The sequence below is a fragment of the Flaviaestuariibacter terrae genome, from assembly GCF_054777635.1.
In genome coordinates, this window is record NZ_BAAHAL010000008.1 from 1192180 (window position 1) to 1206573 (window position 14394).

The window sequence follows — 14394 nt, forward strand, 5'->3', positions numbered from 1 at the left end:
TATTGTCGGTTGAGGACGGACAAATTAATGCGGTCACAATAGAACCACGAGGCTCTTGAGCACAGCGGCCAGTCGCACCGCGTCATGGATGCGGAGCTTCTCGGTGCCATGACCCACGAGGGTTTTCTCGTGCGAGGTCACGCAGAGCTCGCAGCCGTTGACCGCGCTGATGGCAAGGCTGATCAGTTCAAACAGCTCTTTGCCGAGGACCGGCGAGGCCATGATGCTCATCCGGATGCCGGCAGGCGCCTTGTCGTAAAATTCCTCGTGCATGAAATGCCGGAAGCGGTAGTACACGTTGTTGGTGTTCATGAGGCTGGTGCAGGCCAGTACCTCGGCAGCCTCGGCTTCGGTGGCGCCGCTTTCGAGGGCGCGTGCGCGGAAGGCCGACTGCAGGCCTTCGTGGCCTTCGTTCACCGCTACGGCAAGGCCGATGAGGCTGGCCGTTTTCGCGCCCAGCGATTCGGCGGCGAGGGCGGTGCTGACATTGATCTTCAGGTCGCGCAGGTAGCGGCTGCCGCTATCGGTAAGCGCCTGCAGGCGCGACGAAAGAACCGGCTCGAGGCCCAGCTCTTTGAGGAGCTGCTCGGCGGTCGTATCGATGGCGGGTGTATTTCCAAATAACATAGTGCTGGATTAAAAGTGAAAAGGTCGGAGGTCCGAAGCGGGATGTGCTTCCGGCTTCGAACTTCCGACTTACTTACTTGTGCGGTCAGGCGTTGAGCGTTGCTTCACCCTTCTGCCAGTTGCAGGGGCAGAGCTCGTCGGTTTGCAGGGCGTCGAGCACGCGGAGCACTTCCTTCACGTTGCGGCCTACGTTGAGGTCGTAGAGCGATACCCAGCGGATGATGCCCTGGGGGTCGACGATGAAGGTGGCGCGGTAAGCGATCTTCTCTTCGGCTTCGAGGATGCCAAGCTCCGTGGCCAGCGACTTGGACGTGTCGGCGAGCATCGGGAACTGCAGACCGCGGAGGTCGTCGTGGTCGCGGCGCCAGGCGGCGTGTACAAACTCGCTGTCGGTGGAGGCACCGATCAGGATGGTATCGCGGTCAACGAAATCCTGGTATGCTTTATTGAACTCGGCGATCTCGGTGGGGCAGACGAACGTGAAGTCTTTGGGCCACCAGAACATCACCATCCACTTGCCGGATGCGCGGATCTCCTCGGAGGAGAGGTCGTAAAATTCATTGCCTTTCTCGATCGATACTACGGCTTTCTTTTTGAACTCGGGAAACTGGGCACCGAGCGACAGGGTTACATTCTTCATAGTTACTTGTTTATTCGCGCTGCAAAGGTGCGGCCCGGCGGCGTAGCATCCAATAGTGAGCGCGTAGATATTTTCAATGAACATATAGAGGAAAACGAAAAGACGTGGCACTACTTTTTTAGGAACTGCTGTATGACCACCGACCGCCCGCTGACCCGAACTGCACTGGTGCTGGCAATCCTCATCATGTCGGTGCTGATCCTGTACTACGGCCGGCCCTTCCTGGTTCCGCTTACGTTTGCCGGGCTCTTCGCCATGCTCCTGCTCCCGGTGGCCCGCTGGCTCGAGCGCCGGGGCCTGAGCCGCGGCTGGGCCTCGCTGCTCGCACTCCTGCTTGGGCTTTTCGTGCTGGGCGCCATCGTGGCGCTGCTGGCCTGGCAGGTATCGTCATTTGTGGAAGACGCGGGCAAGATGGAGCAAAAGCTCGTGCAGCAGTTTGAGCAGATCCGCCAGCAGATCAGCGAGCGCCTGGGCCTGACGCCCGAGGAGCAGCAGCAGCTGAAGCAGACACAGAAGGCGCAAACACCGGGCAAGGTCGGCGCTTTTCTCACCGGGTTGCTGAGCTCTACGGCCACTTTTGTTACCAGCTTCGTCCTCGTGCTCGTCTACCTGTTCCTGTTTCTTTACCTCCGCGCGCGGCTGCGGCGCTTCCTGCTCCGCCTCATCCCGGCGGGCAGCAAGGGCACTGCCGAAGAAACGCTCGAAAGCATGCACGTCGTGGCCCGCAAGTACCTCGCGGGACTTTCCCTCATGGTGCTGTGCCTGTGGGTGCTGTACGGGATCGGCTTTTCGCTTATCGGTGTAAAGAATCCTTTCTTCTTCGCCATCCTTTGCGGGTTGCTCGAGATCATTCCCTTCGTGGGCAATATCACCGGCACCATACTTACCGCCGGCATGTCGCTGGCGCAGGGTGGCAGCACGGGACTCCTGATCGGCGTTATCGTGACCTATGGCACCGTGCAGTTCCTGCAAACCTATATCCTGGAGCCGCTGGTAGTGGGTGCGGGTGTGTCGCTCAACCCGCTTTTTACGATCGCTGCCATCGTGGGTGGCGAGCTGCTCTGGGGGATACCTGGGATGGTGCTCGCCATACCGCTGATGGGGATGTTCAAGATCGTTTGCGACCACGTGGAAATGCTGGAGCCCTATGGCTACCTGATCGGCCAGGATAAGCGCGAGGGCGGCCCCGGCGACCGGCTGAAAAGGTGGATGCGTCGCAGCAGGCGTGCGAGCGGCAATCGGGATCGTGAATCGTGAATCGGCAATCGTGAATCGGCAAATCCGTCGCGGTGCGATCAACATTCGTTGGCAAAAGGCCCTTCGCGTCGCGAAGGGATCCAGGACGCTGAGGCACCAACTTTCTCGACTGAATTCACGATTGCCGATTCACGATTCCCGTGTCTTAACGATACATTTTCTTAAAGCCCCGCTTCCTGCATTTCTTTAACAGCCGGTGGCATGGTTTGGGCATTCAGTGGGTCAAACACTGAAAAACAAACCGTATGAAAAAACTTGTACTCTTCCTCTCCTCCGCTTCGATACTGGTTGCCTGTAACAACGCTCCCGAAGCGCCCGCGTCCACCGCTGCCACGCAAGCCGTGAACCCGATAGATACTGCCGGCCTCGCCGCGTACAACGCCTCCAAGGCGATGCTCGCCGAGCTGCCGCAACAGCCCGCTGAGGCTGCTGCTCCTGCCCCCGCCGTAGCCAAGGCGCCCGCTCCGAAAGCGCGCACCGTAACCCGCTACCGCTACGTCAACGTGCCCAGGAGCACACCGAAGCCGACGCCCGCCCCGGCACCTTCTTCGGAGCCCGTAGCCACGAGCACTTCCGGCACCGGTACCTCCACAGGCACCGACCAGGGCAGCGCTTCGTCGGAGTCGAACAGCACGGCGAAGGCTGAACAAAAGAAAGGATGGAGCAAGGCCGCCAAGGGCGCTGTGATCGGTGGTGTAGCTGGTGCTGCCGCCGGTGCGGTGATCAACAAGAAGAACCGCGCGGTTGGTGCCGTGATCGGTGGTATCCTTGGCGCTGCCGGTGGCTATGGCGTTGGCCGCAGCCAGGATAAGAAAGACGGCCGTATCGAGATTCAATAAGTCAGTAACAGGGATGTATATAGCTAAGGCGCACGCAGGTGCGCCTTTTTTTTTGCTTCGTGGGCAGTCCGTATTTCTACGGGCCGGTCACTGGCCTGCCGCCGCGCGCTGGAGGTAGCGGCCAACGGCGCTTCGCAGTGCCTGCTCCAGCTCGTTGTACCCGGGACGCGGTGCCGCCGAAGGCTGGCGGCTTGCATTACTGAGCCGGAAGTTGAGCTCGCCATCCGGCACGATGTTCTGGAGGCCGCTGCCCAGCAGCTGCGCCGATACGCTGTGGTCGTCGCCTACCTGGCGAACCGTGACAATAGCCGAGAGCTGAAAGTTCCTATAGGTAAAATCGAGCGTGAAAACCTGGGCCATGGTTGCGCTGTTTACAGCAAAGTAGGCTGATAAGTCCTTTCGGCAGCAATTAATTTTTCAACGGCGGGTAGCGGTGGTTTGGCGGCGCGCACCCTGCGCGAGGTAACCCTTCGGATGCCCGATTTCGGAAAGATTTAAGACGGTTTTTCGCGGTTACCTCTTTGGGTGAACGGTATCAAGGAAAAACAAAGCAATGAAACAACTAGCCCTTGCCGCCGCCGTGCTGCTGCTCGCGTCCTGCCAGCATGCCGCCAATGAAAACCCGCAGTACAGCGGTAAAGAAATGGCCGATACGACCGGTTATGCCGGTGCTGTGACCGCCGATACCATCGCGGCCGCCGCGCCCGGGAGCAAGCTGGTAAAGACGGCGGCTTTGCAGCTGCAGGTTGCCAGCGTGCACGAGGGCAGCCGCGCGCTGACGGAGCTTGCCAAAAGCCTCGGCGGCGCTCTGCGCCGGCAGCATGTGGCGGCCAACGAAACCGGCCGGCGCGAGCTGAAGCGCGGCGCCGACTCGCTGCTGGTGCTCCACGCCCTGGCCCCCTCCGCCGCACTCACGGTGCGTGTGCCTTCCGACCGGCTCGATGAATTCCTTTTCGAGGCGGCGCGCGTTGCCTCGTTTGTACAAAGCAGTGACCTCGACGTCGACGACCGCACGCTCGACTTCGTGTCGGCACAGTGGCGGGCGGAGAACCGCGCCCGATTCCTCGCCAGCAGCCGCACCTCGCCCAAGGTTACGGGCAGCACGCAGGGGCTCGTTATCCGCGACGAGGAGGCAGGGCAGCGCCTCGATCAGCGGGCCATCGACGACGTGGTGCGCTACAGCACCGTGCGGATCGAGCTGGCGGGAGCGCCCCTGCTCCGCCGGGAAGTGATCGCCGACACTAACCTTGACAGCTATTCGCCGGGCTTCGGCAGCCGGCTGGGCGACGCGCTCAAAAATGGCTGGGGATTGTTTGAGAATCTCCTCGTTGCAGGGGCGAATTTGTGGGTGTTCCTCCTCGCCGCGTTGCTCGCCTGGGCCGGATGGCGAAAATGGGGAATCGCCAAAACCCGCGTCCAGACTGTAAAGTAGGGCTTGGTGAAAAGTTGGAACGATTTTAGGGTAGGTAAGGTTGAGGTAAAGCCGCCACAGCAACACTGCTTTACTGCTTTCATTCACCCATCAAAACGCAACCTAAAAACCTTCCATCATGGCAACCAACCACCCCGACAACAACACCCGTAAGGTATTGATCGTAGAAGACGAAGGCGATATGTGCCTGCTGCTGAACATCATGCTCGCCGGAAAAGACATGGAGCTCGAACACGTGAAAGGCCTCGTGGCCGCCGAGGAGTTCCTCGCCCGCGAAACGCCCGCCCTCGTGCTCCTCGACAACAAGCTCCCCGACGGCTACGGTCTCGACTTTATCCCCTTCCTGAAAAAGAATCACCCCTCGGTCAAGATCATCATGATCTCTGGCTACGACGGTGCCGCCAAAGACGCGGCCCTCGAGTGCGGTGCCGATATTTATCTCGAGAAGCCTTTCACGAAGGCCCAGCTGTTCCAGTCGCTGATGGATCTCCTCAACGAGAAAGAACCTGCCTGAGCAGAAATTTCCGGAATAACGATGCACCACGAAGACCCCGCAGCTGCGGGGTTTTTCTTTGCTCCACGCGTACCTTTAAGGGAACCCTTTTCCATGAAACGAATGCTACTCCTCCTGCTCCTGCTGCCGGCGCTGCTCCGCGCACAGGAGCCCGATGCCACCGGCCACGACTCGCTGCTCCATGCGCTCCAGCGCCCTTACAACCCGGGCCTGAAGCCGGTATGGGGCGCCGACAGCACCCGGGGTGGCTATTCGTTCCGCGAGCTGCGCTACGCCGTCGACGGCGATACGGCCACGGCGCTCTTTGTGCGGCCTTCGCGGCAGCCCTTCCCGCTGCTGCTGTTCCAGCACTGGGGCGGCGGCAACCGGCGCTCCTTCCTGGCCGAAGCCGCGCATTTTGCCGAAGCCGGCTATGGCTGCCTGTTGCTCGATGCTCCCTGGCTTTGGCCGACGGCCGACACTTCCGCAAACCCGGTAGCCGTATATCCCGATAACATCCTCCGCAGCTGCCGCGCGGTGATCTCCTTTCTCGACTTTGCCGAAAAGCAGTCCTACGTCGACCCGCAACGGGTCTATTATATCGGCCACAGCTATGGAGCCACGCTTGGCGGGCTGCTGCTGGCCGCGGAGCCGCGGATCCGGGCAGCCGTGTTCATGGCCGGCCTGCCGAGTCTTTCGCTGTCGATGCGCGAAGACCCGCTTGGCCAATGGAAGGCCACTAGGGCGCGCTTCCCCGGCATCTTCGACAGCGCCGTGCAGCGCCTTGCGCGCATGGAGCCCGAAGACCTCGTTCACCGCTCCGATGCGCCCGTGCTGTACCAGGCGGCCAATAAGGACCAGTACGTGACACGCGCCTACTCCGAGCGCTACATCAGCGCCGTGCACCCGCTGCAAACGGGCTGGTACGATACCGATCATCTTTTTGCCAGCAGCGTGGCCGCGCAAGACCGGTTTGCATTTATCCGCGCGCAGGACAGCATCGCGCGTCATACGCTGAAAGTGGCGCAGCGCCTGATGCTCGAGGAGGCCAAGCGCTCCAACACCGCCGATGCGCGTCCGTGGCAGCGGCAGGAGTGGCGTGGCCGCTCGGAGGTTTATCTGAATGGCGATACGATCGGGCTGCGGCAACGCTGGCGCTTCCAGTTTCCCGACTCGGCCTATATCGAAACGGTACGCGCCGACAGCGGCAGCGGCTCCGACCGCCGCTGGATGCTCGTAACCACGAACGGCGGCAAGCGCAGCGCGCCCGGCGGCGGCGAGCAGCCGTTAGACGCGGCCACCTGGTACGAGGAGCGGCAGCTGTTCTTCCTGTATTGGGCCGCGCATATGGCGCCGATGGGGCAGGGGCAACTGCACCTGGTACGAGGCACGAAGGGTGGTCCGGTGGTGGAATGGATCCTGCGACCGTTTCGGCCAGTACGCTTCGAGTTCAGCGACAGCACGGGCCGGCTCGTGGCGCTCACGACGCAGGTTGCCTCGGGGCGCTCCTTCCGCCTCGAGCCCTCCGACTACCGCGGCATCCGCGGCGCCCGTCGCCCCTACGTTTACACGCTTACGCGCAACGGCTCGCCCTACTTCCGGGCGATCGTGCACGAGATCCGTGTATACTGAACGCCACGGAAAACGGAGAAGCCCGGGATGAGGTCCCGGGCTTTTCGCCGATAGAAAAATCCTCCTTATTCCACCTTGTTCTTTTGCTTCAGGATGGCGCCGTTCTCGTCGACGAGCAGCTTCAGCTTGCCATCGTAGTTACGCAGCTTGATCTGGTAGGCCGCGTTGCCTTTCCACTGCTCGCGGTGTGCCGACTCGATCGTGTAGCCGCTGTAGTTCTGCGCCAGCATCGTGGAGATACCTGCCGGAAGTGTGCCGAGGTTGGTAACGGCGTACGAAGAGCCGATCCAGTTGCCGCTGGCATCATACCAGGCATAGTAGCGGTTGCCATACTGGTCGAAGGTGACCATGTAGTCGTTGCCGGTAAGGGCGGGCCAGCCATTCAGCTCCCAGTCGACAGGAACAACGGTCGCATCGTAGGCCGACCAGTGTATGTTGGTAGCGCCGGGAAACTGGCTGGCGAAATTGGTGCCTACCGACGAGGGCACGCCATAGGCGGCATTGTTGGTAGAACTGCTCATCGTAGTAGTGCGGCTGGATCCGCAGGAAGCCAGCAGCACTACGGCTGCAGCCAGGCTCATCAGGTGTGTTTTCATGATCTTGGTATTGAAGTTAGCAATACCACTTACGGGCAAAGAGGTTGCCAAAGAAGCGATACATTCACGGCGTGAAAACTTATCGGAAGTCCCTGGTCCTTTTACTCAACAAGGTGCCCCGCGCAGTGCGGCTGGCGATCGCGCTGCTGCCCGCTTCCCTGCTTTATATCTGGCTGATCCGCACGGGGCATAACGCCGCTCCTTCCTTCCTGCCGTCCTGGGCGCTGTTTGCCTGGATCGTGCTCAGCTTTTCCTGGCTCACGATCTTCTCCAATAACCCCCGCGACGCGGCACTTATTGCCCGCGAGCAGGACCTCAGCCGCCTGCTCACCTTCGTGTTTGTGGTGGGCGCCGCCTTTATCAGTCTTTTCGCCATCATCGCGCTGCTGCAAAACCTGCCCACTTATACCAAGCGGGGCCTTACGCTGCACATCATCCTGGCCGTGATAGCCGTTTCCTGCTCCTGGCTGCTGATTCATACGCTGTTCACTCTCCGTTATGCGCACCTGTATTACCGCCCCGACGCGCATGTGGCGCTGGAAAATGAAGGCAGCGGCCTGCGCTTCCCCGACGGCAAGCACCCCGACCTGCTCGACTTTGCCTACTTCTCCTTCGTGCTCGGCATGACCTTCCAGGTATCCGACGTTTCGATCACGAGCCGCGAGATCCGCCGGCTTGTGTTGGTACACAGCATGCTTTCTTTTGTGTTCAACACGGTCATCGTGGCGTTTACGATCAATATACTGTCGGGGATCATCGGGAGGTGAGGGGTCATAGTGAACCTCGGGCGAAGGAGGGAAGAGAGGAAAGAAAGGAGGAGCGTTTCTCGCAGAGGGCGTGGAGCTGTTCGCAGAGGACACGGAGACTGACTCTTTACCAGCAAATACTTAATACACTCCTGTTGATTGGAAGAGAACTTTGGTCGGGAGAGCGGGAGACGCCCTGCGGGCGGAGAAGAGGGAAGCAAAATGCCATGGGAAAAAACCCGGGAAATCCAGTTGTTTTTCCCATGGAACCGGCAAAGGGCGAAGCGAGGTTTGTGGCATGACAAAGGAAGAACTTAACGGGATCGGCGCCGCAATATTGGACGCTTCCATTTATGTACATCGTGCTCTTGGCCCTGGTTAGCTGGAATCGGCTTATCGAAAGGCGCTTAAGGTTGTACTCGAAAAACGCGGCTATTCGGTGCGGGAAGAAGTTGCGGTGCACTACATCTTCGAAGAGGTGGATCTCGGTGACATATTTTACATCGATCTGTTGGTAAACGACAGCGTTATCATCGAATTGAAGTCGGTGAAAGAACTCGCACCGGTGCACGAATCGCAACTGCTCACCTATCTCAAACTTGCTGATCAAAAATTAGGATACCTGATCAACTTCAATGTCTCTCTCCTGAAAAAAGGATTCCATCGATACGTCCGCGGCTGGTAACCCCTCCGCCCGCAAGGCATCTCTCTTTCTCTCGCTGATCCAGGTTGAAAGACGCTTCGAACCAGTAAGACAAGTAACGTATCTCGTTGGTAGCGTACCTGCCTCCATGTCCTCTGCGAAACGCTCCGCGCCCTCTGCGAGAAGCCCCCTCATCCCTCCTCCCTCACTCCCTCAGCGCCCGCCGGAAGCCCTCCCGGAATACCCCCTGCTGCCCGCTGCCGGGGTAGGGCAGGCGCTCGGGTGCCACGCGGTAGCCTGCATCGGTTAGCGGGCCGTAGCAGGTATCGTACACAGAAGCTTTGATGAGGATGATATGCGTCTCGAAGGAGGCATAGCGCCGCAGCTGCGCGAAGAGGCGCTGCAGCAATACAGCATCAGGGTCAGTCGTGAGTGATGCCGGCAGCGGGTAAAAGTTCCAGAGCCAGAAGCCATCGCCCTGGAAGCGGCGGAGCAGTTCGGTCTTGCCCTCGGCGGGCCGCTTTGCCTTCAGGTAGGCTTCCTTCTGCCGCGGGTAGAGCACGCCCATGATCTCGAGAAAGAGCGAGTCCTGCCGCTTCACGTCCTCGTAATAAAAGAAGCGCTCCAGGTTCTCGGGTGGCGCCTCGGCGAGCAGGATGCTGCGCAGCTGCGCCGGGCGGTAGCGGTGGCGCGCGCCTTCATAGATATCCTGGAGAAATACGAGGTCGTCGTTGTGGGACACAGGGGCAAGTTACGGAGGCGGCGGAGAGAAGGGTTTGTAGTTTGGAGTTTGGGGTTTGAAGTTTCGCGATGCGCGGCGAGGTTGCCCGCAAGCGGGCGAAATGATGACGGGCCCCATCCTGGGGGGCAGCGGGTGCCGGAGAAGGACGCATGGGGTTATGCGAGCGCCGGCTGCAGTCCGTCATCCCGGCGACCAGCCGGGATCTCGTCGGCTCGTCGGCGCGGAGGGTTTGGAGTTTGGGGTTTGGCTGCGACCGGGCATACCAGCTGTCATCCTGAGCTTGTCGAAGGATGCGACGAGGTCCCGGCCGCAGGCGACCGGGATGACGTGGGCGTTTTTTTCATTGAAAGGCGCCCCGCGGCTGTCTTGTGTGGCCCGTGACCGCAGAAAGCGGGGCGTGGTCAGCGAGTGAAGGATCACGCATGCGGGATGTTTGATTGCAATCGTGGGCGCTGACGGAAATCGTACGAGGTCCCGGCCGCAAGCGACCTGGATGACGAGGGAGGTGCTTTTTATTTGATTGGGCGCCCCGGGGTTGGTTAGCCCTGGCCCGGGGCTGCGGGAAGCGGGGCGTGGTCAGCGAGAGCTGTGGGCCAGACAATCCTGCTAAAAATCCTAGCAATCCTCCCTACCTTTACCCTCCCGCCTCCGCTAAAGCTATGGCGGGCGGGGCCTGCTTAGGCACGGGCGTTTCGCCCGTATGATAGTGAGAAAGCCCCGCGCGCGCCAGCCAACTACAACCACCAAACCCCAAACCCCAAACTGGTTTTCATGGCCTACCGTTCCGAGCTACGTGAGAAATTTGAAACCGAATACGCGCGGCTGAATCCGCAGCAGCAGGCCGCCGTGAACCAGATCGAGGGGCCGGTGATGGTGATCGCCGGGCCGGGAACGGGGAAGACGCAGATCCTGTCGGCAAGGATCGGGAAGATCCTGCTGTCCGACGCGCAGATCGAGCCCGATAATATCCTTTGCCTGACCTATACCGACGCCGGCGTGGTGGCCATGCGCCGCCGCCTCGCGGGCTTCATCGGCCCCGATGCGTACCGCGTGGCCCTGCATACCTTCCACGCCTTCTGCAACGAGGTGATCCAGGACAACCTGGGGCTCTTCGAAAAAACCTCGCTCGACCCCATCTCCGACCTCGAGCGGATCGAGCTGCTCAAGGAGCTGATCGACGGCTTCGGCAAGGACCATCCCCTCAAGCGCTACCGCGGCGACGTGTACTTCGAGATCAACAACCTCCAGCAGCTCTTCTCGCTGATGAAGCGCGAGGGCTGGACGCCCGATTATATCTGCGGCAAGGTGGACGAATACATCAAGGACCTTCCCACCCGCGACGAATACATCTGCAAGCGCGCCACCAAGGAGTTCAAGAAGGGCGACGTGCGTACCGACAAGATCGCCGAGCAGCAGGAACGGATGCAAAAGCTCATTGCCGCCTGCGGCGAGTTCACCAAGTTCCAGGAGCTGATGCGGAAGCGCAACCGCTACGACTTCGACGACATGATCAACTGGGTGATCGATGCGTTCCAGAACAACGAAGACCTGCTGCGCCAGTACCAGGAGAAGTACCAGTACATCCTCGTGGACGAATACCAGGATACCTCGGGCTCGCAGAACCGGATTGTAGAATTACTGATAAACTACTGGGACGTGCCCAACGTGTTCGTGGTGGGCGACGACGACCAGTCGATCTACCGCTTCCAGGGCGCCAACGTGGAGAATATGCTGGCCTTCGGCAACTCGTTTGGGCAGGACCTGATGACCGTGGTGCTCACGGAGAACTACCGCTCCACGCAGCCCATTCTCGATATCTCCAAGAGCCTTATCGACCGCAACGAGGAGCGCCTCGTGAAGCAGATCGGCGGCCTCAGCAAAAACCTCCGCGCCGCCAACGTGGCGATGGCCCATCTTACGCACGGTCCGGAGGTACATGCCTACCCCGCGCAGGGCCACGAGCTCATTGGCATCACCACGCGGATCGAAGCGCTGATCAGGGATGGCGTGGAGCCTTCCGAGATCGGCGTCATCTACCGCGAAAACAAGTACGGCGAGGAGCTCGCCCGCTACCTGCGCCTCAAGGGCATCCCGTTCTATACAAGGCGGCACCTCAACATCCTCGAGCAGCCGCTGATCCGCCAGCTGCTGCAGGTGCTCGACTACCTCGTGGCCGAGCGCGACACACCCTACGGCGGCGACGGGCTTCTCTTCGAGATCCTCCACTTCGAGTGGTTCGGGATCCCGCCGCTCGAGATCGCCAAGGCCGCCATGCGCGTGTCGGACGAAAACTATTCCAACAAGAATCAAAAGACCTCGCTGCGCCGCTACGTGTGCGAGAAGTCGGCCCCCAAAGACCTCTTCGACCGCGGCCTGCACCCGCGCCTCTGCGAAACGGTGCAGCTGCTCGAGCGCCTTATCGGCGCGGCAGCCAACGAAACGCTGTCCAACCTGCTCGAGAAAATATTGCGCGAAGCCGGCTTCCTCGGTCATATCATGGATCATACCGAGCGGCACTGGCTGCTGCAGCTGATCACCGGCTTCTACAACCACCTCCGCGACGAGGTGCGCCGCCATCCCTACGCTACCCTCGAAGACTTCATGGAGCGTATCGACCTGATGCGCAAGGAAGGGCTTGCCCTGCCGCTCGTGCAGGTGTCGGGGCAGGAGAAGGGCGTCAACCTGCTCACGGCGCACGGCTCCAAGGGCCTCGAGTTCGACCACGTGTTCCTCGCCGGTGCTACCGCGTCGAGCTGGGAGAAAAAGCGCAAGCCCTATAGCGGCTTCTCCTTCCCCGACACGCTCTTCGCTTCCAACGCCAAGGGCGACGACACCGAGGAGCTGCGCCGCCTCTTTTATGTGGCCCTCACCCGCGCCAAGCAACACCTATATATATCGTACAGCAACGCCACCGACGAGGGCAAGCTGCTGGAGCCCTCGCTCTTCATCGCCGAAATATTCGAAAGCCACCCGCTGCCCGTGCAGGCGCAGGTGCTCGATGCCGAGGCCATCGCCGAATTCCAGGAGCTGCAGCTCACGGGTCTCTTTGCCCCCGAAGTGGCGCCGCTCGAAGACGAGCTGCTGCTGCGCGTGCTGGCGGGCTTCCAGATGAACGTGTCGGCGCTGAACAACTACCTGCGCTGCCCGCTGGAGTTCTACTTCCGCAACGTGGTGCGCATCCCCTCGCCGCGCAACGAGGCCGCCGAGTTCGGATCCGCCGTGCATCACGCCCTCGAGCAGCTCTTTGTGAAGATGAAGAAAGACCCGCAGGAGAACTTCCCCCTCCTCGACGACTTCCTCAACGACTTCACCTGGTACATGAAGCGCAACCGCGAGTGCTTTACCAAGGAGCAGTTCGAGCGCCGCATGGAGTACGGGCTCGAGATCCTCAAGCAGTATTACAACCGTCACGTGGCGCACCTCAATAAGTTCGTGCTGATCGAGCACAATATCCGCAACGTCAACGTCGACGGGCAGCTGCTGCGGGGCAAGCTCGACAAGATCGAGTTCCGCGGCAACGACGTCACTATCGTTGACTACAAGACCGGCGACCCCGAGCGGAGCCGCGAGAAGTTTGCGCGCCCCAACCCGAAGATCCCCGCGGGTGGCGACTACTGGCGCCAGGCCGTGTTTTACAAGATCATGATCGGCGCCTACAAGCCCGAGTGGAACGTGAGCGCCGTTGTGTTCGACTTCGTGGAGCCCAACAAAAAGAAGGAGTACGTGCGCGAGGAAGTGCTCATCAACGACATGGACCTGCAGGACGTGAAGCAGCAGGTGAAGGACACCTATGCCGCCATCCAGGCGCGCAAGTTCTACACCGGCTGCGGGCAGGAAGACTGCCACTGGTGCAAATTCGTAAAGACCAACAAGATGACCGTGGCCCTGCATGAGCTCAAGCAGGAGGAAGAGGAGAATAAGCGGAGTATGCTGCGGGTGGTCGATTGAATATCGAATATCGAATAACGAATATCGAATAGCGAAGTGGGGGAGGGGCCTGCTCACCGCTGACGGCCTCCGGGCGACGAAGCTTTAGCGAAGTCGCCCCGCGAAGTCGCCTCGCGAATTCCTTGTTCGCTATTTGGTATTCCTGTAGATTTACGCTACTTCACCCTACAAACGATTGTTTTATGCTCCGTGATCTGTCGACGAGCGCCCTGCTGCAACGGATCGTGGCCGGTAGCGATACCGCCGCCTACAAGGAGCTATTTCTCCGCTACTACGACCGGCTGGTGGGCTTTGCCGCACACATCACGCACAACGGCTGCATGGCCGAAGAAGTGGTGTCCGACGTGTTTCTCCGGCTCTGGGTGAACCGCACGATGCTGGCCCACGTGGTCAACCCCAATCTTTATATCTATACCTGCGTGCGCAACGCTTCGCTCAACGCGTTAGGCAGGGAGCGGCGCCACGCGCACCTGCCCGAGGAGCACTCGCGCGATATCGCCGCCGGTGCCGCCTCCGACCCCGAGCACCTGCTGCTGGGCCGCGAAGCGGGTGTGCGCATCCATACGATCGTCAACGCGCTGCCGCCGCAGTGCCGGCTGATACTCCGCCTCGTAAAGGAAGAAGGGCTGCGGCACCGCGAGGTGGCCGACCTGCTCGGGATCTCGGTAAAAACGGTGGAAGCGCAGATGACCATCGCCCTGCGCCGCATCAACCAGCAACTGTTCCCGGCGGGCGCGCCCTCCCTCAACTGAGAGCGGCAGGCGCATTTTCGGCTATCCGTTCCCTTTTGAAAAAAAAT

Annotated in this window: 14 protein-coding genes; 9 read left to right on the forward strand and 5 right to left on the reverse strand. The window is 60.5% G+C overall.

The genetic code is table 11. The features are described 5' to 3' along the window. Window positions 1-33: 33 nt before the first annotated feature. Window positions 34-627, reverse strand: coding sequence for a carboxymuconolactone decarboxylase family protein (locus ACYU7Z_RS13290; protein WP_460571226.1), 594 nt, complete (start codon window positions 625-627; stop codon window positions 34-36). 85 nt (window positions 628-712) lie between these two features. After that, window positions 713-1267, reverse strand: a complete 555-nt coding sequence (locus ACYU7Z_RS13295) for a peroxiredoxin (protein WP_460571228.1) — start codon at window positions 1265-1267, stop codon at window positions 713-715. Window positions 1268-1399: 132 nt separating this feature from the next. Between ACYU7Z_RS13295 and ACYU7Z_RS13300 the strand changes: the two genes are divergently transcribed. Both ACYU7Z_RS13300 and ACYU7Z_RS13305 read left to right on the forward strand, forming a co-directional pair. Then, a complete protein-coding gene (locus tag ACYU7Z_RS13300) occupies window positions 1400-2524 on the forward strand; it encodes an AI-2E family transporter (protein ID WP_460571230.1) in 1125 nt (374 codons plus the stop codon). Window positions 2525-2769: 245 nt separating this feature from the next. Next, a complete protein-coding gene (locus ACYU7Z_RS13305) occupies window positions 2770-3363 on the forward strand; it encodes a glycine zipper 2TM domain-containing protein (protein ID WP_460571232.1) in 594 nt (197 codons plus the stop codon). Window positions 3364-3450: 87 nt separating this feature from the next. Here the strand turns inward: ACYU7Z_RS13305 and ACYU7Z_RS13310 are convergent, their stop codons facing one another. Continuing rightward, window positions 3451-3723, reverse strand: coding sequence for a hypothetical protein (locus tag ACYU7Z_RS13310; RefSeq protein WP_460571234.1), 273 nt, complete (start codon window positions 3721-3723; stop codon window positions 3451-3453). A gap of 193 nt (window positions 3724-3916) precedes the next feature. Between ACYU7Z_RS13310 and ACYU7Z_RS13315 the strand changes: the two genes are divergently transcribed. The 3 genes from ACYU7Z_RS13315 (at window position 3917) to ACYU7Z_RS13325 (ending at window position 6920) form a co-directional block, all read left to right on the forward strand. Further along, window positions 3917-4795, forward strand: coding sequence for a DUF4349 domain-containing protein (locus tag ACYU7Z_RS13315; protein ID WP_460571236.1), 879 nt, complete (start codon window positions 3917-3919; stop codon window positions 4793-4795). A gap of 118 nt (window positions 4796-4913) precedes the next feature. Beyond that, a complete protein-coding gene (locus ACYU7Z_RS13320; protein ID WP_460571238.1) occupies window positions 4914-5309 on the forward strand; it encodes a DNA-binding transcriptional response regulator in 396 nt (131 codons plus the stop codon). Between the two features lie 93 nt (window positions 5310-5402). Continuing rightward, complete coding sequence (locus ACYU7Z_RS13325; RefSeq protein ID WP_460571240.1) at window positions 5403-6920, forward strand: alpha/beta hydrolase family protein; 1518 nt, start codon at window positions 5403-5405, stop codon at window positions 6918-6920. Window positions 6921-6985: 65 nt separating this feature from the next. Here the strand turns inward: ACYU7Z_RS13325 and ACYU7Z_RS13330 are convergent, their stop codons facing one another. Continuing rightward, window positions 6986-7516: a PepSY-like domain-containing protein gene (locus tag ACYU7Z_RS13330; RefSeq protein WP_460571242.1), complete on the reverse strand. Its 531-nt coding sequence runs from the start codon at window positions 7514-7516 to the stop codon at window positions 6986-6988. Window positions 7517-7587: 71 nt separating this feature from the next. Here ACYU7Z_RS13330 and ACYU7Z_RS13335 point away from each other — a divergent pair, with 71 nt between their 5' ends. Then, window positions 7588-8283: a DUF1345 domain-containing protein gene (locus tag ACYU7Z_RS13335; RefSeq protein ID WP_460571244.1), complete on the forward strand. Its 696-nt coding sequence runs from the start codon at window positions 7588-7590 to the stop codon at window positions 8281-8283. 361 nt (window positions 8284-8644) lie between these two features. Then, a complete protein-coding gene (locus ACYU7Z_RS13340) occupies window positions 8645-8947 on the forward strand; it encodes a GxxExxY protein (protein WP_460572410.1) in 303 nt (100 codons plus the stop codon). Window positions 8948-9110: 163 nt separating this feature from the next. Here the strand turns inward: ACYU7Z_RS13340 and ACYU7Z_RS13345 are convergent, their stop codons facing one another. Beyond that, window positions 9111-9647 (reverse strand): hypothetical protein, encoded by a 537-nt coding sequence (locus ACYU7Z_RS13345; RefSeq protein WP_460571246.1) that lies wholly within the window; start codon window positions 9645-9647, stop codon window positions 9111-9113. 771 nt (window positions 9648-10418) lie between these two features. On the opposite strand from ACYU7Z_RS13345, the gene ACYU7Z_RS13350 reads away from it, so the two are divergent. Both ACYU7Z_RS13350 and ACYU7Z_RS13355 read left to right on the forward strand, forming a co-directional pair. Beyond that, a complete protein-coding gene (locus ACYU7Z_RS13350; protein WP_460571248.1) occupies window positions 10419-13595 on the forward strand; it encodes an ATP-dependent helicase in 3177 nt (1058 codons plus the stop codon). Between the two features lie 182 nt (window positions 13596-13777). Continuing rightward, window positions 13778-14347 carry an RNA polymerase sigma-70 factor gene (locus tag ACYU7Z_RS13355; protein ID WP_460571250.1) on the forward strand — a complete coding sequence of 190 codons (570 nt, stop codon included), beginning with the start codon at window positions 13778-13780 and terminating at the stop codon, window positions 14345-14347. The last annotated feature ends 47 nt before the right edge of the window (window positions 14348-14394 follow it).

Coding starts and splice junctions, on each gene's coding strand:
- ACYU7Z_RS13350 (WP_460571248.1), top strand. CDS start 10,419: ATGGCCTACCGTTCCGAGCTACGTGAGAAATTTGAAACCGAATACGCG.
- ACYU7Z_RS13330 (WP_460571242.1), bottom strand. CDS start 7,516: ATGAAAACACACCTGATGAGCCTGGCTGCAGCCGTAGTGCTGCTGGCT.
- ACYU7Z_RS13295 (WP_460571228.1), bottom strand. CDS start 1,267: ATGAAGAATGTAACCCTGTCGCTCGGTGCCCAGTTTCCCGAGTTCAAA.
- ACYU7Z_RS13300 (WP_460571230.1), top strand. CDS start 1,400: ATGACCACCGACCGCCCGCTGACCCGAACTGCACTGGTGCTGGCAATC.
- ACYU7Z_RS13290 (WP_460571226.1), bottom strand. CDS start 627: ATGTTATTTGGAAATACACCCGCCATCGATACGACCGCCGAGCAGCTC.
- ACYU7Z_RS13315 (WP_460571236.1), top strand. CDS start 3,917: ATGAAACAACTAGCCCTTGCCGCCGCCGTGCTGCTGCTCGCGTCCTGC.
- ACYU7Z_RS13355 (WP_460571250.1), top strand. CDS start 13,778: ATGCTCCGTGATCTGTCGACGAGCGCCCTGCTGCAACGGATCGTGGCC.
- ACYU7Z_RS13325 (WP_460571240.1), top strand. CDS start 5,403: ATGAAACGAATGCTACTCCTCCTGCTCCTGCTGCCGGCGCTGCTCCGC.
- ACYU7Z_RS13310 (WP_460571234.1), bottom strand. CDS start 3,723: ATGGCCCAGGTTTTCACGCTCGATTTTACCTATAGGAACTTTCAGCTC.
- ACYU7Z_RS13320 (WP_460571238.1), top strand. CDS start 4,914: ATGGCAACCAACCACCCCGACAACAACACCCGTAAGGTATTGATCGTA.
- ACYU7Z_RS13305 (WP_460571232.1), top strand. CDS start 2,770: ATGAAAAAACTTGTACTCTTCCTCTCCTCCGCTTCGATACTGGTTGCC.